Raw genomic sequence first — 23,958 nt, 5'->3', positions numbered from 1 at the left:
TAAGCCGTTCTAAGGCCCGGCCTCAAGTGATTTGGCCCCGCGAGATTTGCTGCCCGGCTCCCCAAGACACGCCGCTTCCCTTCCGCCCTGCTTTACAAAAGGCTTTTATCGTGTGGAAGGTTCGTAAACGGTGTAATGTGCTGACACATATTTAAGCTAACAGTACTGTTAGTTAGGATAGGAATGTCAGAACAGTAGAATGGATCACCTATGTGTGCAGATGTGACAGCTTCATAACGGAAAATTAAATGACAATTAAAAAAATACTTGCATAATGAAATGTTCTATGATAATATCAAAATATGGTATACCAATGGTATTCAAAAGATATTCAAATAATATTCAAGAGGTATTCTCTGTCAGGGAATTCAGATGGGAGGTGGATTTGAATGGATTTATTTAGCCTGGAAGGAAAGAGGGCGATTGTAACCGGGGCCGGTTCCGGGTTGGGTTGCAGTATTGCCGTAGGGCTGGCACAGGCAAAAGCGGAAGTTGCGATTCTGGATGTTATGCCTGACATTGAAAAAAAGGCCGGGGAATTGTCACAGCAGGGCGGCAGATTTTACGGTATTCGGGCAGATCTGTTAGATCGGGAAAGCCTGAGGGCTGGATTTGAAGAGGCAGCCGATAAGCTTGGAGGAGTAGATATTCTGGTGAACAATGCCGGGATGCAGGTCCGCGGTGCAGCGGAGGATATTGAGATCAGTGCTTGGGACCGGCTGATGGAACTGAATGTAACTGCTGTATTTGAACTCAGCCAGATGGCTGCCAGGATAATGAAGACTGGCGGGGGCGGTAAAATTATCAATGTGGCGTCTATGTTAAGTTTTTTCGGGGGATACCGCTGTTCTCCGTATGCGGCTTCCAAAGGGGCGGTGGCTCAGCTGACCAAAGCATTCTCCAATGAGTGGGCAGGAATGGGAATTCAGGTGAACGCAATAGCGCCCGGATATATGGACACCCCTCTGAACACGGCACTTATCAATGATCCGAAGCGAAATGAAGAAATTTCCCTCAGGATTCCGGCCCGCCGCTGGGGAAAACCGGAAGATCTGATCGGGACTGTTATTTTTCTGGCATCGCAGGCATCGGACTATGTAACAGGAGCAGTGATTCCGATAGATGGGGGATATTTGGGAAGGTAGGTAACCGGATGGAGGAAAACAATGTGTTACAGAAGCTGCTTCGGCAAAAGATCATAGCAATCGTCCGCGGAGTGAAAAAAGAGCAGATTCAAAAGACAGCGGATGCAATCATAAAAGGCGGTATTTCCTGTCTGGAAATTGCGATCGATCATAGGAGCCCGGAGAGTGTCGAACAGACGTATGAGATGATCCGAAGCCTTAAGGAAACTTTTGCGGAGAGGATCTGTCTGGGAGCCGGGACGGTATTAAGCGCTCAGGAAGTGACTGCCTGTGTGCAAGCCGGAGCGGAATACATAATTTCACCCAATAAAAACCAGGATGTCATCCGAAAGACCAAGGAAGCAGGCAGAATATCTATTCCTGGTGCGCTCACACCTACAGAGATGGTAGAAGCATGGGAAGCTGGTGCGGATATCGTCAAGCTGTTTCCGGCCGGGACTCTGGGACTTGATTATATCAAAGCTGTCCGGGGGCCGCTCAGACACATTCCGGTATCTGCGGTTGGTGGAATTACACCCACTAATTCCAGGACCTTTATCGATGCGGGCTGCTGCAGTGTCGGGGTAGGCGGGAATCTGGTGGATCTCAAAAAAATAGCACAGGACGATTATGAAAGCCTGACAAATACAGCGCGCAATTATGTCAGGAATGTGCAGTAGCCGATTTGGTACGCAAAAATAAATATATAATTGCAGTATTGTACCAAAACAATAGATCTAAAAACAATAGCTCTAAAAACTATAGTCTAAAGAACAAGAACAGTAAGAAGTAGATTCATTTTTAAGATCTGAAACTGATAATTATATTTTGGAACCATTTAATAATAAAAGACAAATAGAAAACATAGACGAGCAAATGTTAAGAGGAGGATTTTACAATGAGCAAATGGCAAATACCTTACCCGCAGGAAGTAAAAGTAGCTGGTTATATGGATTCGGACGAACCGATCTACTTCCAGAACATGACGATGAAACAGAGTGAAGAGCGGCTGAAGACCAACGATGTATTAATTCTGCCGATCGGCTCCACAGAATGCCACGGGGCCCATGCATGCTACGGTGAAGATACGTTCCTGGTGACCAGAATGGCAGAACAGGTGGCGAAAAAGACCGGTTGTACCGTTTCCCAGCCGATCTGGTTCGGCTCCCATCCTTACCATCACATGGGAATGCCCGGAACCGTTCCGATCAATGAAAATACATTTTGTGACTATATCGCCCAGGTGCTGGCTGGTTTCTGGAATGCCGGGTACCGCAAAGTGATCCTGTTAAACGGGCATGGTCAGGAATATGTAATTCCCACCGCGATCCATCAGTTCGCAAGGAAATATCAGGTCCCCGGCGTATTCATGAATGTGAACTGGTATTATGCGATTCCTGAATATCTGCGGGTCGGTGATCCGAAATGTAAATTTGAGACCCCCTTCAACCATGCGGATGAACAGGAAACTTCTTTTTCCCTGGCGCTGTTCCCGGAGATGATCCATATGGAGGATGCGCCGAATACCGAGCTTCATACCTTCTTACCTCCCGGACATATCGACAATGCCGGCAACATCTACGGCAGAGCCGTTAAATGGTACTGCCACGCAGGAGCAGGCACGATCGAAGTGATCGGTAATCCGGAAGGTGTGGTTGGCGCAGCCAAGCTGGCGACGGCAGAAAAAGCCATTCCCGCGACAGAAGCGCTTCTGGATTATCTGGAGAAGCTGGTCAATGACGTGATCGCCAAATGGCCGGCCGGAGAACTTCCTCCCTGTGATAAAGTGACCCAGAGATTCACGGACGAGACACTGGAAGATCTGAAGAAGGGCCCGTTAAAGGGCGGAAAACATATCTACACGGTAGCTGACTATTAATACAGATAATTCAGACGCGGGGTGGTTAAATGGAAAATAGTACCTTATCAGGGTATATCATTACAATTGACGGAGGAACGACGAATACCAGGTGCATTCTGTGGGATCAAAGCAGGAACAAGATCGCGGAAGAAAAAAGGCAGGTAGGAGTCCGCAACACGGCGATTGACGGCAGCAATGAAAAATTGAAAATGGCTGTGAAAGACTGTCTGGATACGCTCCTGGCAAAGAAAGAATTATCCTATGATAATATCCGCAGGATCATTGCCAGCGGCATGATTACTTCCGATGTGGGAATCGTCGTAATTCCGCACCTAAGCGCTCCGGCGGACTTATATGATCTGGCCAGGGCGACAGTGGCTGTGGATCTGCCTCAGATCTGCCCCATTCCGATCCACTTTATACCCGGAATCAAGAACGCGGCCGACAATGTTTCCGTGGAAAATTATGAGGCCATGGACATTATGCGGGGAGAAGAAGTAGAAAGCATCGCGCTGATGGACCGGTTCTTCGACGGCAATCCAATGCTGCTGGTTCTGCCCGGTTCCCATAACAAATTCGTGGCAGTGGATGCGGACGGTAAGATCACCGGCTGTCTCACCTCTATATCCGGGGAACTGCTGGCATCGATCACGAACGATACGATCTTAGCAAAATCAGTAGGACGAAAGTTTGTGGAGGAAGCTTCCTATGATCGGGAATGGCTTCTGCTGGGATATGAAAACGCGAAGAAAACCGGTTTGGGACGCGCGTGCTTTTCCGGCCGTATTCTTAGCCTGTTCGTAGAGGAAGATACGGAAAAAATAGCAAATTACATACTGGGGGCCAGCTTACAGGGGGATATCACGGCGATCAAAAATTCGGATGCCGTACGGGCCGGCGGAAATGTCAAAGTAGTGGTAAGCGGAAAAAATCCTCTCAGACAGGCACTGACCGATATCCTGAAGTATGAGGGAGGCTTCGGCACAGTTGAGGAATTTGTACCGGAAGAAGGCAATTCGCTTTCCTCCCTGGGCGCTTATCTGATCGCAGAGAAGAGTAATATATTATAATGACTATTTCTGGAATCGAAAGGAGAGAAGGGGCTGTGTGCCTGACCAATGTACAAAAGACCAGGCAAATGAGGGAAATTGTGATCTCTGACACACACAGCTCCTGAGCACAACTATATGAAAGCTGTAATAACCGATTATCAATATGAATCTATCGAAACAGAGCGCAGCATTATCGAAGGTGCCGGATTTACGCTTAAGGATTATCAGGCAAAAGAGACAAAAGATCTGATTCCGATCGTTGAGGATGCGCAGGCAGTGATCACCCAATACTCTGACATCAATGCAGAAGTAATCTCCCACATGAAGCAGGCCAGGATGATCATTAAATACGGCATCGGTGTAAACAATATCGACTGCGAAGCTGCGGCAAAAAAAGGGATTTATGTATGCAATGTGCCCGACTATGGGGTAGAAGAAGTATCCGATCACGCCGTAGCCATGATCCTGGCACTAGGCAGGAAGCTTCCCATACTTACCGATGCTTTCCGAAACGGCGACTGGGGATATCGCAGTGTCGTCCCCTTATACCGCCTCCGGGAATGTACCGTCGGCCTGGTTGGCTTCGGAAGGATTCCACAGCTGGTGGCCGGGAAACTGAAAGGTTTCGGTATCCGCATCCTGGCTTTTGATCCCTATATCTCGGAACAGATGGCAGAGGAAGCCGGTGTCATGTTGGCGGAAATGGATCAGATTATAAAAGAAAGCGACTTCATATCGGTCCATTGTCCTCTGACCAAAGACACCTATCACATAATCGGAAAAGAAGAATTCCATAAAATGAAATCCTCAGCCTATATCATCAATACAGCCAGAGGCGGGATCATCGATGAGGCAGCCCTGATTGAGGCCCTGAAGGCTAATGAGATCGCCGGAGCCGGGATAGATGTATTTGAACAGGAACCGGCCGGGCCTGACAATGAACTGCTGCACTTCCCAAATGTCATTGCCACTCCTCACAGCGCCTGGTACAGCGAGGTAGCGATAGCTGCCCTGCAGCGCAAAGTGGCCGAGGAAGTGGTAAATGTGTTACAGGGCAATCATCCTTTTAACTGCGTAAACGGTCTTTGAGGAAGATTCCTGTGTGTTATCCGAACCGGTCGGGGTATCTGAAATCCACGTTATGAAAAGAAAATTTGGACATAGAAATACCATGTTTTCATGTACATCTTTGGTAAAAAGTGCTAAAATAGGAACCAGAAGATTGTGAATGAGGAGGATGTATATGGATTCTGTGAAAGATTTTTGGATGCTCAATAACGGGGTGCGGATCCCCTGTGTCGGTTTCGGGACCTGGCAGACGCCGGACGGTGAGACGGCTGTTCAGGCAGTAAAATGTGCACTGGAAGCAGGATATGTCCATATAGACACAGCAGCGGCTTATGACAATGAAGCCAGTGTCGGACAAGGCATCCGGGAGGCCGATGCGAAACGTGAAGAGCTCTTTGTGACCAGCAAGCTGTGGAATGTGCATAGAGGATATGACAAAACAATGGCGGCCTTTGAGAAAACCATGAAGGATCTGGGGCTTGAATATCTGGATCTTTACCTGATCCACTGGCCGGCCGTGGCTAACCAGTTTGAAAACTGGCAGGAATGGAATCTATCCACCTGGAGGGCTTTTGAACAGCTTTACAAAGACGGCAGAATCCGGGCGATCGGTCTGAGCAATTTCATGCCTCATCATATGGAACCTCTGATGGCGGAGGCTGAGATCCAGCCGATGGTGGACCAGATCGAGTTCCATCCGGGCCAGATGCAGAGGGAGACCGTGGAATATTGCAGACAGCATGATATTTTGGTTGAAGCGTGGAGCCCGCTGGGGACGGGAAGAATGCTTACGAATCCCACATTAAAATCCATCGCGGGCAAGTATGAGAAGTCGGTGGCGCAGCTGTGTATCCGCTGGTGTCTGCAAAATGAGGTGCTTCCGCTGCCTAAGTCTGTGACTCCTGGCAGGATCAGGGAGAATGCGGAGGTGTTTGATTTTAAGATTTCCAGGGATGATATGGAGCAGATTAATAAGATGGGTTATATTGGCGGGTCTGGATTGGTGCCCGATGAGATAGATTTCTGAGCAGACAATTGGGGACATGTCCATTCTGCCTTTTCCATAATAAGGCAGAATGGACATGTCCCCAAACCGCTGGTCAAGGGGAAATGTTCTTCGGGGCTTAATCCAGTACGGTCATATCGAGCAGTTCAAAGCCTTCCAATAGTTGGCGGGTAATTTCCACCAGACGGTCACAATCCCCTTCCCGGCTGCCCTCAATATTCAGCGGCATCACCGGATCGTGCAGGGACAGACGCAGAAGCACCCAGCCTTTGATCTGGTCGTTGTCAAAAGAGATCCGAACACCTTCATAGGATTTCGGCAGATGATAACCCTTTGCTTTGGCGCGTTCCTCAAAAGCCTGAAGCACTGTCTGGCCATAGGTTTTGAAATCATCCGTCCGGATCTTGAAACGATATTCCCGGTCCTCGAACAGAGGCGGAAGCTTCTCGATCAGAGAGGCTATTTTTTTGCCTTCCCTGGCGGAGCGGGCCACGGCGATCAGCAGCTTGACAGCCAGGAAAGCGCCGTCATCCAGATAATAATTCTCCTTCAGCGCACCGTGACCGGAGGTCTCCATGGCCAGGGGAGACAGGATGCCTTCCCCGTTCAGCCGTTTACATTCGTTGATGACGTTTTTATATCCCCGTTTGAAGCAGTGGTGCTTCATATGAAGGATTTCCTCCAGAAAATACGTAAGCCGGTGGGAGGTGACAGAATCCGTGACGATGGTCCCGCCGGGATACTCCGGAGCCAGAATCGCCGCTACCATAGCGATGATCGCGTCCCGGTTCACTTCTGTGCCATCCGGCAGTACTGCCGACATGCGGTCTACATCGGTATCGAAAATCAGTCCTAAGTCAGCGCCGTGATCCACCGTGGCGGAACGGATGGCTTCCATAGCGGCTTTGTTTTCGGGATTCGGGATATGGTTGGGAAACATGCCGTCCGGTTCCAGGAACTGGCTGCCCCCGGCATCCGCGCCAAGCGGTTTCAGAATTTTATCCACAAAGAACCCGCCCGCACCGTTGCCGGCATCCACGACGATTTTCAGACCGCTCAGTGGATGCTCGTAGTCATCTGCCTGCACACTACTGCGGATCGTGTCGGACAGATGCCTGGCATACACATCGATCAGTGCGAAAGAGGGGACGTTGGACAGATCAGCAGTCTGTACCTCAAGATCAGCGGCAGTGTTCAGGATAGCCGTGATGTCATCATGTTCCAGACCGCCGTCGGCATCAAAAAACTTCATGCCATTTCTGTTAAAAGGAAGATGGCTGGCGGTGATCATGATGGAACCATCAAAATGCGATTCCGGAAATACGATAGACATGAACATACCCGGAGTGGTAGCCAGCCCGCAGTCCGTGACGCTGCTTCCGGCGGCAGATACTCCTTTGAGGATCGCCGCTTTCAGTTCCGGGCCGGATATGCGGGAATCACAGCCGACTCCGACGGCGATCTGGTCCGCCGGTTTTGATAATTTACCGGATAACCACAGGACGAAGGCCTGGGCGATCTGATTGGCGGCATCCGGTGTCAGGTTGATGGATTCTCCCTTTACACCCTCGGTAGCGATTCCGCGTACATCGCTTCCGTTCTGCAGTTTTAACATGGTTTCGACATTCTTACTCATTCTATGATCCTCCTGCTTTTTCTATATTTTCCAAAATCTCTCCGGTCTGTGGTGTTTCAGTATCCGGAAAGAGGAAAGTTATGTCCGGGTGGGCCGGTGCCGCGGTCCAGGGTTCCTTACAGATTCACATGTCTGGTGATATCCACAGGATTTTTGTTCGGCGCGTTGTTCTTATACAGCTCTAACTGAAACATACATTTGTCAGCCCTGGTGATTGAGGTGGTGAATTCAAAGATAAAACCGGAATCCAGATGGGAAATACGCTGAATTTTATAACCGGCGACTTTGGGTTTGCAGTTTAATAATTCAGCCTCTTTTTTATTGATTATAACAGCTTCGATTGTCTCAGAGGCATGATGCAGATTCAGGGAATAGCGTTCACTGAGCGTATGATACAATGAGATCGCGCCAAAGTCAAACTGCTCGATTCCTACACACAGATAATAAGGGATGTAGGTATTTTCCAGAAGGATCGGCTCACCGTTGGCACAGCGCAGTCTTGTCAGGTGAAATGCTTTTGTCTGTCCCAGGGGGAGCTGCAGCTTTTCACGGATGTATTCGTCTGTCTCTACCAGCTCGTTTATTAAGACTACGGAACTGGGAACGGCGCCCAAGCTCAGCATGTTCTCGGTAAAATTATACAGATAGTTGATATTGCGTCTCATCTTCTGATCCGCGATAAAGGAACCTTTTCCGCGGTATCGCACTAAAAGGCCTTCTTCCACCAAACGGTTCATGCATTGACGCACGGTGGTTCTGCTAATATTCAATATTTCACATAAGCTGTTCTCCGCTATCATCTGATCCCCCGGTTTTAATATCCCGGCCTGGATCTGGATCTTAATGTAGGCGGCTAATTGTTCATATAACGGTGTATTGCTGTCCTGAGCAAACTGAAATGTCTGTTTGAAATAATCGATATCCATTGGAATTCCCTTCCCTGTTACATTATTATCTTTCGTATAAATGGCGGATAGCCGAAGTGAGAATGTAGAAATGAGAGTACAGTTACGGGGGGTAACTATATTTGGGACTTTAGCAGGAACAATAATTGTAGCATACAAATAATACGTTTGAATTAAATTCTATCATAGGAAAGTCTAAAATTCAACTAACACTTGCGAAGATAGCTCCGTTTGGTTAAGCCCAAGGAAGAACGAAGAACCAGAAAGTATGAAAATGAAATGTAAAAATTTATCCCACAAATTTGTAACTAATTCATAAAAAAGTCTGAAATGGAAATTTCAGGTAGACTTTTGATGTAATATACAATATAATATAAATATATCAAATGTATGTAACATATCAGAACAACTATTTACTAGGAGGTATGCAGATGAAACCAGAAAAAAAAGCGTGTGAGATGTCTGTCAGGGAGCTGGCGGCCTACATCGACCAATCCGTGTTAAAGCCTGAATTTACCCAGGATGAGATCAGAAGGTATATACAGGAAGGGATTGATTTTGGCTGTAAAACCGTGTGTGTGAATCCCGCTTCTATAGACATCGCGGCGGAACTGACAAAGGATACGGATACGATGATCTGCGCAGTCTGTGATTTCCCCTTTGGGCTTTCCACGACTGCGTCCAAGGTTATGCAGGCGGAGGAATACTGTAAGAGAGGGGATATCTTCGAGCTGGACATCGTTGCCAACTATGGATGGATCCGCAGCCATATGTGGACGGAAGCCGAAGCGGATATCCGTGCGGTCTGTGAAGTGTGCCATAAGTATGGGACACAGGTCAAGGTTATACTTGAAACAGATGCGCTGACGCTTGATGAAGTAAGACAGGCGGCGGAAATTGCTGTACAGGCCGGCGCCGATTTTGTGAAAACATCTACCGGATTCTTTACCGGAGGGAAGAATGAAGGTGCGACAGCCGAAATTGTGGAGGCAATCATAGAAACGGTCAACGGGCGGTGCAAAGTAAAGGGGGCGGGTGGTATACGCACACGGGAACAATTTTTCCGGCTCATTGATATGGGGATAGACCGGATGGGAGTTGGTTATCGTTCTACGCCGGTTGTGCTCGGAGTAACCGCAGAAGAAGCGAAAAGAATGAGAAACAAATGGTAAAGTTCAGCAGCCTACAGGAGGAGGTAGAGCATGAAAAGAAAATTATTGGCATTGGCATTAAGCTTAAGTATGGTGTTGGTATTCACGGCATGTGGGGAGAAAGACGAAACATCCACCACGGCAAATACGACGCAGAATCAGGGGAATTCAGAACAGACAGAGCAGGGGACGCAGAAGCAGGAAGCAGAAGATGCAGATGGCAAGAAGCCGGAAAGTACCGGTTCCGGTGAGAAGCTGGTGATCGGTATCTCGGTCAGGAATATTGAAAATCCATATTACGTACAGATCTATGACGCTGTAAAGCAATTTGCGGAATATAAGGGAGCGGATCAATTTGATATTCAATTTATCGCCTGTGATGCCAGCGATGACCAGCAGGTAAGCGATGTGCAGGCAATGGTAGCCAGGGGCGGGGAAAATACCATCATCTACATCGATCCGAATAATGCGGCCGTTTGCTCTTCTGTAGCGAAGATCTGTGAGGAAGCCGGAGCCTACTGGTGCAGCGTATGGTCTTATGCGGATGGGGTGTATCCGTGGGATTTTGAATATTATGCCTTCCATCAAACACCCGGCCAGGTAGAAAGTGAAAAAGAACTCTGCCTGAATATGTTCTCGAAATTCAAGACGCCAAATCAGGGGAAAATACTGGCGATCAAAGGGCTGGAAGGGAATACCGCGTCCATTGACCGTTTCGCAGGTCTGAACGAAGCGCTCAAAGAAGCGCCCAATGTGGAACTTCTGGATGCACAGAATGGAGACTGGAATCCCCAGACCGCACAGACACTTACGAACACCTGGTTAAATAAATATGGTGCGGAAAATATCGATGCGATCTGGTGTGCGAATGATGAGATGGCACTGGCGGTGGTCGAATCGTTAAAGGCCCAGGGATTAAATGGGAAGATTCAGGTGACGGGATTCGATGGGATCACAGATGCCGTGAACGCCATCGTGGCCGGAGATATGGCCGGTACAGTGGGGGCTAATCCCTGGGTGGAAGGCGGCCAGGGTGTCGCATTCCTGTATGCATGCTGGAACAAGGATGTGGATGTGACTTCTCTTTCCAAAGAACAGCGCTGTTTCTATACGGAACCTCAGATATTGACTCCGGAAAATGTAAATGATTTTATTACCAATTACATAGACAATACACCTGAGATTGATTTTGAAAACTATATGGACATGATATCGGCTCCGTTAGTATTGGAATAATCCCGAAAGAGACCAGAACAAGTGAGGGGCTATCTCAATGGATAGCTCCTGATTTCTATAATACGTTGGACAGGTGAAGCATTATGCGAAATGAAAAAACAGAACCTATGCCGGATACGATTGCCGAGGAGTTCGTACAAGAGGTGAAACGGCGTGAGAAAAAAGCTTTGGTAATGAAATTGATGCCAATCGGACTGCTGGCCGTTTTGATGATTATATTCGGTATGATAACGCCGCAGTTCCTGACGATTCATAATCTGTATGGCAGTTTACTGGAACAGTTATCGATCCTGCTGGTGACTTCCCTGGGAGCGACTTTCGTGATCCTGATGGGAGGAATTGATCTGTCTGTAGAGGGAATGGTTGGATTCGCTGGCTGCTTTGTGGGACTGCTGGTACAGAACACGAGAAATTCGATAGACCTGGGATACCTTGGGATACTGTTCACTGTGATCCTGTGCGCCCTGATCGGTGGCGGGATAGGCCTGATCCACACAAAGTTAAGGCTTCCTTCCTTTATTATTACGTTCAGCGCCGGGTATATCGCACATGGACTTGGGGTACTGACCTATAAGGGAATACCAGCACAGATTACAGATGAAGCATTTCGAAATCTGTATTTCTATAAAATATTGGGGCTGCCGGTACTGACCTGGATTGCCTTCGCGGTTTTTTCCGCAGCACTGTTCCTGGAGAAGAAAACTGCTTTTGGCAGGTACCTATTTGCGATTGGGGATAACGAGAAAATACCGGTGATGTCAGGCGTAAATGTGACGAAAGTGAAAGTTCTGGTATTTGTCTGGGCCGGAATATGCCTGGGACTCGCTGGGGTTATGGGAGCCGCGAAGCTTGGGACTGCTCAGATCTATATCGGGCAGGATCTGCTGTTCCCGACACTGACTGCCGTGGTGGTTGGAGGAACCTCCATGAGCGGAGGACAGGGAGGAGTACTCAACACGTTGATCGGTGTGCTGATTGTAGCCGTCCTGCAGAATGGCATGGTGATGGTCGGAGTGCCCAATGAGCTGCAAAAAGGCGTTCAGGGACTGATTATTATCTGTGTGATCGTTTTGTCCCGGAGCAGGAACAGAAAGCAAATCGTCAAATAGGAGGTGAATGCGTTGGGAGAACCGGTTATATTCTCATGCAAAAACATATCCAAAGAATTTTCAGGTATGCGGGCTTTGGACCAGGTAGACATGGAGATTCATGCGGGTGAGATCGTGGGGCTCATAGGGGAAAATGGTGCTGGAAAATCTACATTACTAAAGATTATCATGGGTTTTCAGCCGGCCACGTCCGGGGAAATGTATAGGAATCAGAAGCGCTACGCCCCATCCGGAACCAGTGAGGCGAACCGGCAGGGCGTGGGCATGGTTTATCAGGAACAGTCCCTGATCGCGAATCTGACAGTGGGTCAGAATATATTTTTTGGATTCGAGAAGAATTTTCGAAGGCTGGGGGCAGCGGTAAGCTTTAAAGAGATGAACCGGCAGGCCAGATTGATTCTGACGGAAGTCGGGACACCGGGGATTGCACCCGAAAAAAAAGTCAGTGATTTGAATTTTGCTACCAGGCAGATGGTAGAGATCGCCAAGGTATTCCAGTCTGTGCGTCTGTCTTCGGCGGAGCATTATCTGATCCTGCTTGACGAGCCTACCTCTTTGTTAAATGAGGCGGAGATACGGCTGCTGTTTCAACAGGTTAAAAAACTCAAGGCGGAGGGGCACTCCATTATTTTTGTTTCTCACCGGCTGGATGAGGTTCTGGAGCTGACCGACCGGATCTACGTATTTAAGGACGGGAAGAGCGTAGGCCATACCAGGACCCGGGATGCGGATGAGGGGGTACTCTATGAGATGATGGTGGGCCGGAGTACCTCGGGAGAGTATTTTAAGATCAATGACCAGAGAGATCCCGGAGAAAAAGTGATATTGGAGGTAGAGCACCTGTCCATGAGAGGCGCTTTCAAGGATGTCACATTCAAGCTTCATGAGGGGGAAGCCTTAGGGATCTGTGGAGTGGTGGGCTCAGGCAAAGAAGAGCTGTGTTCTGCCATTGCCGGAGATGACAAGATTACAGAGGGAGTCATTCGTCTGAACGGAAAAATACAGAAATTCCATTCACCGGCAGATGCCCTGAAAAAAGGAATACTGACAGTGCCGAAGGAGAGACGGGTAGAGGGAATCATCGGTATTCGGTCCGTCGGAGAAAATATATCGATTTCCAGCCTTAAAAAACTGAAAAAAGGATTCTATCTGTCCCCCAAAAGGATCAGGGAAACAGGGAATTACTGGATCGATAAACTGGCGATCAAATGTACGGGGGCCGACGCTGTGATCCAGTCCTTAAGCGGAGGCAATGCCCAGAAAGTCGTGTTTGCAAGGGCGCTGCAGAGTACTTGTGGGATTCTCCTTTTGAATCATCCCACCAGAGGGGTGGATGTGGGGGCAAAGGAAGAAATCTATTCTCTGATCCGGAAGATAACGGCACAGGGAATCTCTGTGATCGTGCTGGGGGATACCCTGGACGAGTGCATTGCATTATCCAACCGGGTATTGGTGATGAAAGACGGTCTGGTAACCGCGTGTATGGATGCTCCAAAGAATAAGAAACCGGATCAGGTGAGTATTGCACAGTATATGATGTAGATGGGAGAGAAGGTTATGCAAAAAGCGGGAAAGATAAAAAGCAGATTAAACTCAGCTATCGTAGGCACCTTCGCCATGCTGCTGCTGATTGGTGTTTTTGGAGTCATGAACAGCAGCTTCCTGAAACCGGGGAATATCGGGAATATCCTGACGGATATCAGTCCTTTGCTGGTGATGGCCTGCGGTGTGACTTTTATTATCATGATCGGTTCCACAGACCTGTCGATCGGGGCGGTCTGCTCTCTGGCATCCGTATTATTTGTGCGATTTGCGCCGCAGTTTGGGCCGGTGATCTATCCGATCGTCTTATTGTGCGGGCTGTTGTCCGGTGTGATCGTGGGTGTATTGCACGCTTATTTTAAAGTGCCGTCTTTTATCGCCAGCCTGGGGATGATGTCCGTCCTGCAGAGCCTGGCCCTGGTTTTTTCCAACAGCGGTACGATACAGCTGAATCCCAAACAGTGGTATCTGACAGACTGGATGTCCGTGAAACTCGGTATGATCCCGGTGGTCTTTGTGGTCAGCATCCTTCTGGCCCTTTTGTATCTGTTTCTGCAGACAGGTACCGAATTCGGAAAGCGGGTCTATGCCATTGGAGCGAATGAGCGTTGCGCAGTGATGGCAGGGGTACCCAGTCTGAAGGTCAAGATCGTGATCTTCGGGCTTGCGGGTATCTGTTACGCGCTTGCGGGTATCATGTTTGTGTCGAAGCTGGCAAGCGGTAACCCGAATGTGGGAGATGACTTTACCCTGTTAGCTATTGCGGCAGTGGCGCTTGGAGGCACTTCCCTGGCGGGCGGAAGAGGATCGATTGTAAATACTATGATCGGAGTGGCGATCGCGATGGTGATCCGTAACGGCATGACGGTAACCGGTGTGGATGGATTCTGGCAGAAAATTGTGTTCGGCAGTATTATCATCATCGCCGCTTATATGACGGCGGATCATTCGAATAAGGATCAGGTGATAAAGTGACAATACAAGCTTACAATTACCACTGTGAATTTAAGACGAAATGGACATGTCCCAAACGGAAATGGAGGGGAAGTTATGGGTGAAACCTTAAAGTTTAAGCGAACACAAGAATTAAGAGAATGGATACGCAATGTCACTCCGCAGATCTGTCCGGAACGTGCGGTTTTGATCACAGAGTCCTTTTGCAGCACGGAAGGTGAGCCGATCGCTCTGCGAAGGGCCAAAGCGATGCAGCATATCCTCAAGAATATGACGATCTGGATTCATGAAGGGGAACTGATCGTGGGAAATGCAGCCAGTACGCCGAGAAGTTCTCCCATTTTTCCGGAGACGACGACCAACTGGGTGAAGAAAGAGCTGGGGACCTTCTGGGACAGGCCGGTAGACAAATTTTATGTATCGGAAGAGACCTACCGTGTATTGATGGAAGAAGTATTTCCATACTGGGAGGGGAAAACGGTCGAGGATCTGGCTATGGCATACGTGCCGGAGGAGTCGAAAAAAGCATGGCTGACCACACACCGGGTTTTTAACCCAATGCTCTACTTAAGAAACGGGGTCGGTCATATGATCGCTGATTATGAGACCCCCATCAGGCTGGGTTTTTGCGGAATTATCGGAAAATACAAAAGAGCTTTGGCCGAACTGGATCTGACTGATCCGGAAGCACTGAAAAAGCGGATCTTTTATGAGTCGGTGATCCTCACCTGTGAGTCGGTCATTTGCTTTGCCAACCGATATGCGGACCTGGCACTTGAACTGGCAGGAAAAGAGAAGAACCCCACCCGCCGAAAAGAACTGCTGGAGATCGCGGATGTCTGCCGCCATGTACCCGAACATCCGGCCAGAACGTTCCGTGAGGCGACGCAGACCTTCTGGTTTGTGGAGATGCTGATACAGCTGGAGACAGACGGTACCGGAGTATCCACGGACCGCTACGACAGACTGGTCTACCCTTTTTATCAAAAAGAATTGGAAGAAGGAAATATTACCTCCGGACAGGCACAGGAAATCATCGAATGCCTATTTATCAAATTCTTTGAGACGATGAAAGTATATGATCTGGACAACGCCACTTATTTCAGCGGTTATTCCCTGGGGCAGATCCTGACGATCGGAGGTGTCGATGAAGAGGGACGGGATGATACGAATGCGATCACCTATCTTTGCATGGACGCGGAGCGCAATATGAATCTGACACAGCCGAATCTGGCGGTTCGGGTGAATAAGAATACACCCGACGATTTTTTGTTCAAAGTATGCAGGCATATCGCACAGGGCTCCGGTAAACCGCATCTGTTTAATGATGAGATTATTATCCCGGCTCTGCTAAAGGATGGAGTGAGCCTGGAGGAGGCCAGAGGCTACACGCTGATCGGATGTGTGGAATCCGGGGTGCCGGGGAAGATGGATGCCTGGGCCAATGTAAGCATGTTCAATCTGGTAAAGTGTCTGGAGCTTGCATTAAACCAGGGCGTGTGCGCTTTAACCGGTGAGCAGGCCGGAATAAGGACAAAGGATCCTTTAGAATTCCAGTCTATGGATGAGATCATCGGGGCGTACGAAGAGCAGGTGAGTTATTTTGTAAAGCATATGACCATCTGCGCAAATGCCATCGATCTGGCACATCAGCAGCTTCTGCCGCTGCCGTTGTTATCTGCTCTTTTTCCGGATTGTCTGGAGAAGGGGAAGGATGTTACACAGGGCGGTGCCAAATATAATTTCTCCGGCCCTCAGGGAGTCGGGATCGCAGATGTGGCGGATTCCCTGATGGCGGTCAAAAAGCTGGTCTTTGACGAGAAAAAGTATACACTGACACAGATTCTGGAGGCTATGCGAAAGGATTTCGAAGGTTATGAAATGCTCCGAAGAGACCTGGAGGATGCGCCCAAATACGGCAATGATCTGGATGAGGTGGATGAATACGCGGTGCGTGCGGGCCGTCAATATTGTACAGAGGTGTCTGCATATGCAAACGCAAGAGGCGGCCGGTTCCGCGCAGGGCTCTATCCGGTATCCGCCAATGTACCTATGGGGATGGACGTGGCGGCGATGCCAAACGGCAGAAAGAGTAAAACACCGTTGGCCGACGGGGTATCGCCTTCGATCGGTGCGGACCGAAACGGCCCCACGGCCGTGATCAAATCTGTTGCCAAGCTGGATCACATAAAGGCATCAAATGGAACTTTGCTGAACCAGAAATTCAATCCCGATATCTTAAAGACAGACGAACAGCTGGAGTTGTTTATGGCCCTGATCCGGACCTATTTCGAGCTGGGAGGCTGGCATATGCAGTTTAATGTGGTGTCGGCCGACACACTTAAGGATGCTCAGATACATCCGGAAAACTATAAGAATTTGTTGGTGCGCGTTGCGGGTTACAGCGCTTTTTTCGTAGATCTGGATCAGTCACTTCAGAAAAATATAATTGACAGGACAGAACACTGTAATATGGTGTGACAGGAGGAGCGGATGGAAGGTATTATTTTCAATATCCAGAAGTACTCTATTCATGACGGACCCGGGATACGGACACTGGTGTTCCTGAAGGGATGCCCTCTTAAGTGCAGGTGGTGCTCTAATCCGGAATCCAGATACCCGGCGCCCCAGATCGGATATCAGAAAAGCTTGTGCGTGGGCTGCGGGAAATGCCTTTCCACCTGTGCGAACGGCGCGGTGAGGGACAGCCCCATATTCGGAAAAGTGGTGGACCAGGGACTGTGTACAGAATGTACAAAGTGTATAGAGTTATGTCCGGGCGGGGCCTTAAAGCTGATCGGACAGAAAAGGCAGACGGGCGGGATCGTGGACGAAGTCAAAAAGGACAGAATCTTTTATCGAAGAACCGGCGGCGGTGTCACACTCAGCGGTGGGGAGCCTTTCTTTCAGCCGGATTTTACGTATCAGCTGTTGAGGAAGCTGAAGGAAAACCATATTTCTACAGCGGTGGAAACCACAGGGTATGCGCCGTTTACAGTAATCGAACCCTGTCTGCCCTTTATCGATCTGTTCCTTTATGATGTGAAACTTATGGATTCCGGATTACATAAGAAATATACCGGAGCCGGCAATGAGCTGATCCTGGAAAATCTGAAAAAAGCAGATGACGCAGGAAAAAGAATCTGGGTCCGGGTTCCGCTGTTAGCCGGAATCAATGATTCATTAGACAATATGGACAGACTCCTGGGATTGATAGCCGGGCTGAAACACGTGGAGCGGCTGGAACTTCTTCCCTACCACACATTGGGGGTCGGAAAATATCCCCAGTTTGGAATGGAGTATGAGTTAAACGAGGCAAAAGCTCCATTATCCGGTACGGTTGATCTGCTTGTGAACCGGGCGGCCAGCCGTGTACCGGCATTAAAAGTACTTGCCAGAGAGTCCATATAACATGCAAAGGGGTGAACGCATTGTTCGGGGAATTGATCGGGAGAATTAAGCTTATTGCGCAGGAGAAAAAGAGTGGGCTTGTGGGTTTTGACGGTTTTGTCGATGAGATTGTGCATGTGGTGGATAAACGGATCGATGAAGGACACTACGAGCGGATCTGCCATATCGAGGAGTACGGGGAGCGGATACGAAAGAGCGCGGGGTTGAGCACCAATATCGAAATGGTGACTGTTCAAAAAAAGTTGGGAGGAAACGGACCGATTTTCTCCGGTTCCCTGATGGAGCTGGGAGTGGATATCCTCTATATCGGGGCCCTGGGATATCCGCAGCTGGATGGGATATTTGAGCAGATCCAACGGGGACACAACCTGATCTCCATCGCAAACCCCGGCCATACGGATGCGGTGGAATTCCTGGACGGGAAAATTATAAGTTCCAAGCTGGAGCCATTAAAAGAGGTATCCTGGGACACACTTACGAGAGCGGTCGATCCTGGGAGGCTGAAAGAGCAGATAGAACACGCAGAGTTTTGCGCATTTCTGAACTGGACGATGCTAATCCATATGAACGATATCTGGGAGCATTTGATTCAGGAGATTCTTCCAGAGGTTTCCCAAAAGAGGGAACGAAGGCTGCTGTTCATAGATTTGGCAGATCCACAGAAACGCAGCGGGAAAGATATCGTGCTGGCTCTTCAGATCCTGGAACAATTTCAGCAGTATTTTCAGGTGGTGCTCAGCCTGAATAAAAAAGAAGCCTGCGAAGTTGCCGGGATTCTGGGGCTTGGTATCCCGGATTATAACAGGATGGAGCTGTCCGGACTAGCCCGGTTCCTCAGGACAAAAATACAGGTCCATACAATCGTCATTCATTCTGTCAGAGAAGTGTGCGGAACCGACGGCAGGGAATTGAAAAACATATCCGGGCCGTATTGTGAAACACCGCTGTTGACTACAGGCTCCGGTGACAATTTTAATGCGGGATTTGTCTACGGTCAGATTCATGGTTTTCGTTTGGAAGATTCCCTGTATCTGGGAGTGGCAAATTCTGGATTTTATGTGAGGAAGGGAAGAAGTCCCTCCACGGAAGAATTGATCTGTTTCCTGGAAGCCTGGGCACAGGGAGTCATTAAATAGAACGAGGCAAGAGACATGGATGAAGAATACTTTAGAACGACCTTTCATTTTTCACAGAGCAGCGAGAGAGCACTCTATATCCAACTGGCGGCTTATATCCGCATACAGATACAGGCCGGGGTCCTAAAGCCCGGAGACCAGATGCTTCCGGAGATGAAGCTGTGTGAGATACTCAATGTGAGCAGGACAACGGTGCGCCAATGCATGAGGCGATTGACGGAGGACGGGCTTGTGAGGCGTTATCGGGGAAAGGGGTCCTATATCGCGGATCAGAAGATGAGGAGGAATATCAATTATCTGTATAATTTTACTGAAGATATGCGTCGCCTTGGGGCAGAACCGGCCTCTGTGGTCCTGTCCTGTGAGGTGGTTGAGGGAAGTGAGTTCATTAAGGAGCAGCTTAAGCTTCCCCGGGAACAGTCCGAGGTGTTTCATCTGAAAAGGCTGCGGTGTGCGGATCAGGAGCCTATCCTGCTTGAGAATACGTATATTCCCTATTATCTTGCTAAAGGCGTGGAAAAGTTTGATTTTGAGAAAAATTCCCTGTATTATACACTGAGTGAGTATTATTCCCTTCAGCTGGAACACGCCACGGAAATGATCGAGGCGATCGTTATCAACGACCGGGATGCGGAAATGCTGAATTGTAAGACAAAGATGGCCGGATATAAAATACAGAGAATTTCCTATCTGGATTCGGGTTATATCTATGAATATACCGTTTCCGTGACCAGGGCGGACAAATGTATCTTTGAACTGGAATTATATAAAGATGCGCAGTCGAACCACCGCCCGGTGGATATCAGAAGAAATGTCAGTGTCCGGTAAAGGAATGCAGGTGAGGAATGTGGTATATGAAGATGTGAACCAGGTGTGCCGGTTTCTGGCTGACCGGAGTGTATATAATCTTTCCGGGCGGGAGATTACATACCGGTATGGGATCGGGAAGGCAGATGTGCTGATGGTGTTCGGCAACGACCTGCCGGCGGTGGCCCTGTGCGGCGCGAAGGGGTTACGGGACGGGCTGGCGGACTGGCTGGTGTTCTGCGGAGGCGTGGGGCATTCCACAATGCGGTTACGAAAAACAGTGGCTGCAAACCCGGAGTATGGGATCAGTTTTAAGGAGATCAGCAACGCCAGTGAGGCAAAGATCTTCCAAAAAATTGCGGTACGGGTCGGGGGCGTCGATGAGAAACGGATACTGCTCGAGGAAACCTCCGGAAACTGCAGTGAGAATGGAAAGAACGGGCTTGAGGTCCTTCGGAACGCCGGGATCACAGCCCGCAGTGTGATTTTAATGCAGGACCCCCTGATGCAGAGAAGAAGCAGGGCATCCCTGGAAATGTTTTTGACGGACGAAATGAGGCTGATCAGTTATGCGCCGTTTGTGCCGCTGGTTGATGAGAACCTGTGTGTCAGGAACCGGTTTTCCGATTTGTGGCCGGCCGGAAGATTCCTGGAGCTGCTGCTGGGGGAAATACCCAGATTGCGGGACGACAGGAATGGATATGGGCCGGCGGGAAAGAGGTTTATCACGCATGTTGACATACCGGGGGAGATCGAGGCGGCTTATCAGCGGCTAAAAGAAGAGTTTGGGGAGTATGATGCACGGGGGATTTAGGTTAAAGGGCCGGCCTTCGTGTGATTGCAGCAGGACAGATTAGGGCGGCACAACAGCCGCTAATCTGTACTGCTGCAATCACACGAAGGCCGGCCCATTGGGATGCCCATGGCTTGCGTCAGCCCCCCACCGGTTCCCTTCGTTTCCCGCCTGCACTGGTGCTGGGGGAGTAGGGATGGAAGAGCAGGGATGGGGGAGGATGAGGAAAGATGGGGATAGGGCTGTGTTAGATAGTTGCGAGCATGTTATATAATGGTTATAAAGGAGGGATGTCATGAATTATATTTCAGTGGTGAATGCGTTTGAGGGGAATCTTAAAAATGTTACGGTAGAAATTCCCAGGGGGAAACTTACTGTGTTTACGGGCATTTCCGGTTCCGGTAAGTCCACCTTACTGATGGATGTATTGTTTATGGAGTGTCAGCGGCAGTATTTGGAGGCCATGTCTTTTCAGGGGATCGCCAAACCGAAGGTGGAGAGGGTGCGTAATGTTTCTCCTGCGATCATTATTTCCCAGACAGATGCGAACAGGAATCCCCGGTCGACCGTGGGGACATTGACGGATATCTATACCGGACTGCGCCTGATCTATGAAAAGCTTGGAGTCCGCAGATGTCCGGCTTGCGGGAAAATGATCCCGGCAGCCGACTGCGCTGAGGAAACGGAAAAGATCGGCGATGATTTCCGGGTTTACATGTATTGCTGCGAATGCAATTATAAAATGCGGAAGCTGACGCGGACAGATTTTTCTTTTAATACCAGGGAGGGAGCCTGTAAAACCTGTGAGGGGATGGGTAAGACCCTGGTGGTGGACAAGGAGGCGGTGGTCCATACAGAGCTGTCCCTTCAGGAGGGGGCGGTGGATTTTTGGGAGAAGAAATATAAGGATTATCAGATAGAAACACTCAGAGCAGCTTATCGATACTATGGAATTCCGCAGCCGGAAGAGAAGCCGGTGGCGCAATATGACGAATTGCAGACGGCGATCCTGTATGAAGGGGTGGAGTGTGAGCTGGTCAAAAAGGCTTTTCCAGGGCGAGGGACTCCCAGGACTGTCGCAGAGGGAAGATTTGAGGGGATTATTCCCACACTCTGGCGGCGGTTTGCGAATCAGAACGGGGAATCCAGATATATTCAGAAATATTTCATCTCGGCAGAATGTCCGCAGTGCCATGGGGAGAGACTCTGTGAAAACAGCCGGAGTGTTACAGTGAACAAGGTGAGGCTTCCGGAGCTTTCCGGCGTCTCCCTGCGTGAACTGGCAGAGTGGATTCGGGAATTGAAAGCTGTTCTGAGTGAAAAGGACCAGGAGATGGTAAAAGACTATCTGCTGGACATTGAGACAAAGATCCAGCGCTTTGTGCATGTGGGGCTTAAGTATCTGTCCCTTGACCGGCAGATCATCACATTATCCGGAGGGGAATTACAGAGGATCAGGCTGGCGGCCGTCCTGGATTCTGACCTGACCGGGATCATCTATATTCTGGACGAACCGACAGCAGGCCTGCATCCGAAAGATACCAGGGGATTGATCACGATTCTCAAACGGCTGCGTGATCTGGGCAACACGGTGCTGGTCATAGAACATGATCCGGATGTCATGAGAGCTGCCGATCACATCATCGACATGGGGCCGGGTTCCGGAAAATACGGAGGAAATGTAATAGGGGCCGGGACTCTGGATGAGATCATGGAGCAGCCTCATTCCGTCACCGGCCAATATCTGAAGCAGCCGCATACGGTCAAAAGCACGTACCGGGAAGGAGACGGATCTTTTGTCACGATCCGCAATGCCTGCAAGTTCAATCTGAAACATCTGGATGTGGACATCCCTCTGGGACGGCTGGTTACCATAACGGGAGCATCCGGTTCAGGGAAGTCAACATTGATATGTGAAATCCTGGCACAAGGTGATGCGTGCGGAAAAGAAAATAAGGTGGAGGGGTGCGGGGATTTTGACAGAATTATCCAGATCGGCCAGACTCCCATTAACCGGAGCAAACGATCCAATATAGCTACTTATTCCGAAATCTATACAGAGATCAGAGCCATATTTTCAAAGCTCCGGGAAGCGAAAGAAAAAGGGATGTCCGCCAGGGATTTTTCTTTTAACACACCCGGAGGCAGATGCGAAAACTGCGAAGGAATGGGAGTTGTCACCAATAACCTGCTGTTTTTTGAAAATAATGAAGTCGTATGTCCGGTATGCCGGGGAAAACGCTTTCAGGAATATGTGCTGTCGGTAAAATTACAGGGATTCTCTATCACGGATCTGTTAAAACAATCAGTAGAAGAGGCATTGATGGTATTTCAAGAGTATCCCAAAATCCTCCGAACCTTAAAATTGTTAAAAGATGTAGGTCTGGGGTATCTGGAATTAGGCCAAACCCTGGCCACCTTATCCGGTGGAGAGGGCCAGCGCTTAAAGCTTGCCAAAGAACTGATCGGAAACACCGGCGGGCGCAGCCTGTACCTGTTGGACGAACCGACCAGAGGCCTGCACCCGCAGGATATAGACAACTTCCTTAAGCTGCTGGATCATATGGTTGATTCCGGTAATTCTGTAGTCGTCATCGAGCATAACCAACAGGTCATACAAAACAGTGACTGGATCATAGACCTGGGACCCGACGGTGGAGAGCAGGGCGGAGAGGTTATATTTACCGGTACGCCTGCCGATCTTTTGTGCAGTGAGACAGGTATGACCGCCCTTTGTTTAAAAGAAAACAGAAGCTAAGAACAAAACATCCAATATCCGTCATAATCACTGGTTAATTTCTATTTTCAGATTCGCCGCCCGGTTCAAAAGGCCGGACCGCCTCCCTCCCTTCCCTGTTTTACAATAGGCTTTTTTACATATTCCGTAAGGCTGACAGATTTCGTAGTATTGTTGGTGGCTTATTTTTCCGTTATGAAGCTATCACATCTGCACACATAGGAGATCCCTTCTACTGTTCTTACATTCCTATCCTAACTAACAGTACTGATAGCTAAAGAATGTGTCAGCACATTACACCGTTTACGAATCTTCCACACGATAAAAGCCTTTTGTAAAGCAGGGCGGAAGGGAAGCGGCGTGTCTTGGGGAGCCGGGCAGCAAATCTCGCGGGGCCAAATCACTTGAGGCCGGGCCTTAGAACGGCTTA

19 protein-coding genes are annotated in these 23,958 nt (G+C 49.1%); 17 read left to right on the top strand and 2 right to left on the bottom strand.

Translation table 11 applies throughout. The features are described 5' to 3' along the window. Positions 1 to 389 precede the first annotated feature (389 nt). The 6 genes from ABC831_RS25160 (at position 390) to ABC831_RS25135 (ending at position 6,132) form a co-directional block, all read left to right on the top strand. Entirely contained in the window at positions 390 to 1,145 is a 756-nt protein-coding gene (locus tag ABC831_RS25160; RefSeq protein ID WP_343250827.1) for an SDR family oxidoreductase, read from the top strand. Between the two features lie 23 nt (positions 1,146 to 1,168). After that, the gene (locus ABC831_RS25155; RefSeq protein WP_343250826.1) at positions 1,169 to 1,804 is read left to right on the top strand and encodes a bifunctional 4-hydroxy-2-oxoglutarate aldolase/2-dehydro-3-deoxy-phosphogluconate aldolase; all 636 of its coding nucleotides are present in this window, start codon (positions 1,169 to 1,171) and stop codon (positions 1,802 to 1,804) included. 218 nt (positions 1,805 to 2,022) lie between these two features. Next, positions 2,023 to 3,003, top strand: coding sequence for a 3-dehydro-scyllo-inosose hydrolase (gene iolN, locus ABC831_RS25150; protein ID WP_343250825.1), 981 nt, complete (start codon positions 2,023 to 2,025; stop codon positions 3,001 to 3,003). A 29-nt stretch (positions 3,004 to 3,032) separates the two neighbouring features. After that, positions 3,033 to 4,055 (top strand): 2-dehydro-3-deoxygalactonokinase, encoded by a 1,023-nt coding sequence (locus tag ABC831_RS25145; protein WP_343250824.1) that lies wholly within the window; start codon positions 3,033 to 3,035, stop codon positions 4,053 to 4,055. Between the two features lie 117 nt (positions 4,056 to 4,172). Then, complete coding sequence (locus ABC831_RS25140) at positions 4,173 to 5,126, top strand: C-terminal binding protein (RefSeq protein WP_343250823.1); 954 nt, start codon at positions 4,173 to 4,175, stop codon at positions 5,124 to 5,126. A 154-nt stretch (positions 5,127 to 5,280) separates the two neighbouring features. Beyond that, the gene (locus ABC831_RS25135) at positions 5,281 to 6,132 is read left to right on the top strand and encodes an aldo/keto reductase (protein WP_343250822.1); all 852 of its coding nucleotides are present in this window, start codon (positions 5,281 to 5,283) and stop codon (positions 6,130 to 6,132) included. A gap of 97 nt (positions 6,133 to 6,229) precedes the next feature. Here ABC831_RS25135 and ABC831_RS25130 read toward each other — a convergent pair whose 3' ends face one another. Next, positions 6,230 to 7,747 (bottom strand): phosphohexomutase domain-containing protein, encoded by a 1,518-nt coding sequence (locus ABC831_RS25130; RefSeq protein WP_343250821.1) that lies wholly within the window; start codon positions 7,745 to 7,747, stop codon positions 6,230 to 6,232. Between the two features lie 116 nt (positions 7,748 to 7,863). After that, positions 7,864 to 8,673, bottom strand: coding sequence for a GntR family transcriptional regulator (locus tag ABC831_RS25125; protein ID WP_343250820.1), 810 nt, complete (start codon positions 8,671 to 8,673; stop codon positions 7,864 to 7,866). Positions 8,674 to 9,083: 410 nt separating this feature from the next. Between ABC831_RS25125 and deoC the strand changes: the two genes are divergently transcribed. The 11 genes from deoC (at position 9,084) to ABC831_RS25070 (ending at position 23,549) form a co-directional block, all read left to right on the top strand. Then, the gene (deoC, locus tag ABC831_RS25120) at positions 9,084 to 9,824 is read left to right on the top strand and encodes a deoxyribose-phosphate aldolase (RefSeq protein ID WP_343250819.1); all 741 of its coding nucleotides are present in this window, start codon (positions 9,084 to 9,086) and stop codon (positions 9,822 to 9,824) included. Between the two features lie 30 nt (positions 9,825 to 9,854). After that, positions 9,855 to 11,039 (top strand): sugar ABC transporter substrate-binding protein, encoded by a 1,185-nt coding sequence (locus tag ABC831_RS25115; RefSeq protein ID WP_343250818.1) that lies wholly within the window; start codon positions 9,855 to 9,857, stop codon positions 11,037 to 11,039. Positions 11,040 to 11,122: 83 nt separating this feature from the next. Further along, on the top strand, positions 11,123 to 12,148 hold the full coding sequence (locus ABC831_RS25110; protein ID WP_343250817.1) for an ABC transporter permease: 1,026 nt from the start codon (positions 11,123 to 11,125) through the stop codon (positions 12,146 to 12,148). 12 nt (positions 12,149 to 12,160) lie between these two features. Then, positions 12,161 to 13,690: a sugar ABC transporter ATP-binding protein gene (locus ABC831_RS25105; protein WP_343250816.1), complete on the top strand. Its 1,530-nt coding sequence runs from the start codon at positions 12,161 to 12,163 to the stop codon at positions 13,688 to 13,690. Continuing rightward, positions 13,691 to 14,665, top strand: a complete 975-nt coding sequence (locus ABC831_RS25100) for an ABC transporter permease (RefSeq protein WP_343250815.1) — start codon at positions 13,691 to 13,693, stop codon at positions 14,663 to 14,665. 75 nt (positions 14,666 to 14,740) lie between these two features. Then, on the top strand, positions 14,741 to 17,125 hold the full coding sequence (locus tag ABC831_RS25095; protein WP_343250814.1) for a glycyl radical protein: 2,385 nt from the start codon (positions 14,741 to 14,743) through the stop codon (positions 17,123 to 17,125). Between the two features lie 12 nt (positions 17,126 to 17,137). Then, entirely contained in the window at positions 17,138 to 18,055 is a 918-nt protein-coding gene (locus tag ABC831_RS25090; protein ID WP_343250813.1) for a glycyl-radical enzyme activating protein, read from the top strand. A gap of 11 nt (positions 18,056 to 18,066) precedes the next feature. Further along, positions 18,067 to 19,191 carry a carbohydrate kinase family protein gene (locus ABC831_RS25085; protein ID WP_343250812.1) on the top strand — a complete coding sequence of 375 codons (1,125 nt, stop codon included), beginning with the start codon at positions 18,067 to 18,069 and terminating at the stop codon, positions 19,189 to 19,191. A gap of 15 nt (positions 19,192 to 19,206) precedes the next feature. Next, positions 19,207 to 20,019 carry a GntR family transcriptional regulator gene (locus ABC831_RS25080; RefSeq protein ID WP_343250811.1) on the top strand — a complete coding sequence of 271 codons (813 nt, stop codon included), beginning with the start codon at positions 19,207 to 19,209 and terminating at the stop codon, positions 20,017 to 20,019. Next, positions 19,964 to 20,812 (top strand): YdcF family protein, encoded by an 849-nt coding sequence (locus ABC831_RS25075; RefSeq protein WP_343250810.1) that lies wholly within the window; start codon positions 19,964 to 19,966, stop codon positions 20,810 to 20,812. Before ABC831_RS25080 ends, ABC831_RS25075 begins: the two co-directional genes overlap by 56 nt. A gap of 274 nt (positions 20,813 to 21,086) precedes the next feature. Beyond that, a complete protein-coding gene (locus ABC831_RS25070; protein ID WP_343250809.1) occupies positions 21,087 to 23,549 on the top strand; it encodes an ATP-binding cassette domain-containing protein in 2,463 nt (820 codons plus the stop codon). Positions 23,550 to 23,958: the final 409 nt, after the last annotated feature.

It is taken from the genome of Diplocloster hominis, assembly GCF_032380655.1.
Classification (GTDB): domain Bacteria; phylum Bacillota; class Clostridia; order Lachnospirales; family Lachnospiraceae; genus Diplocloster; species Diplocloster hominis.
The sequence above is the reverse complement of the archived record's forward strand: the minus strand, read 5'-3'. Positions and strand labels throughout refer to the sequence as shown.

What these genes read in the sequence shown, in the direction of transcription:
- ABC831_RS25125 (WP_343250820.1), bottom strand. Translation starts at nt 8,673, where the DNA reads ATGGATATCGATTATTTCAAACAGACATTTCAGTTTGCTCAGGACAGC.
- ABC831_RS25080 (WP_343250811.1), top strand. Translation starts at nt 19,207, where the DNA reads ATGGATGAAGAATACTTTAGAACGACCTTTCATTTTTCACAGAGCAGC.
- ABC831_RS25135 (WP_343250822.1), top strand. Translation starts at nt 5,281, where the DNA reads ATGGATTCTGTGAAAGATTTTTGGATGCTCAATAACGGGGTGCGGATC.
- ABC831_RS25115 (WP_343250818.1), top strand. Translation starts at nt 9,855, where the DNA reads ATGAAAAGAAAATTATTGGCATTGGCATTAAGCTTAAGTATGGTGTTG.
- ABC831_RS25130 (WP_343250821.1), bottom strand. Translation starts at nt 7,747, where the DNA reads ATGAGTAAGAATGTCGAAACCATGTTAAAACTGCAGAACGGAAGCGAT.
- ABC831_RS25095 (WP_343250814.1), top strand. Translation starts at nt 14,741, where the DNA reads ATGGGTGAAACCTTAAAGTTTAAGCGAACACAAGAATTAAGAGAATGG.
- ABC831_RS25160 (WP_343250827.1), top strand. Translation starts at nt 390, where the DNA reads ATGGATTTATTTAGCCTGGAAGGAAAGAGGGCGATTGTAACCGGGGCC.
- ABC831_RS25110 (WP_343250817.1), top strand. Translation starts at nt 11,123, where the DNA reads ATGCGAAATGAAAAAACAGAACCTATGCCGGATACGATTGCCGAGGAG.
- iolN (WP_343250825.1), top strand. Translation starts at nt 2,023, where the DNA reads ATGAGCAAATGGCAAATACCTTACCCGCAGGAAGTAAAAGTAGCTGGT.
- ABC831_RS25100 (WP_343250815.1), top strand. Translation starts at nt 13,691, where the DNA reads ATGGGAGAGAAGGTTATGCAAAAAGCGGGAAAGATAAAAAGCAGATTA.
- ABC831_RS25145 (WP_343250824.1), top strand. Translation starts at nt 3,033, where the DNA reads ATGGAAAATAGTACCTTATCAGGGTATATCATTACAATTGACGGAGGA.
- ABC831_RS25075 (WP_343250810.1), top strand. Translation starts at nt 19,964, where the DNA reads ATGCGCAGTCGAACCACCGCCCGGTGGATATCAGAAGAAATGTCAGTG.
- ABC831_RS25090 (WP_343250813.1), top strand. Translation starts at nt 17,138, where the DNA reads ATGGAAGGTATTATTTTCAATATCCAGAAGTACTCTATTCATGACGGA.
- deoC (WP_343250819.1), top strand. Translation starts at nt 9,084, where the DNA reads ATGAAACCAGAAAAAAAAGCGTGTGAGATGTCTGTCAGGGAGCTGGCG.
- ABC831_RS25070 (WP_343250809.1), top strand. Translation starts at nt 21,087, where the DNA reads ATGAATTATATTTCAGTGGTGAATGCGTTTGAGGGGAATCTTAAAAAT.
- ABC831_RS25140 (WP_343250823.1), top strand. Translation starts at nt 4,173, where the DNA reads ATGAAAGCTGTAATAACCGATTATCAATATGAATCTATCGAAACAGAG.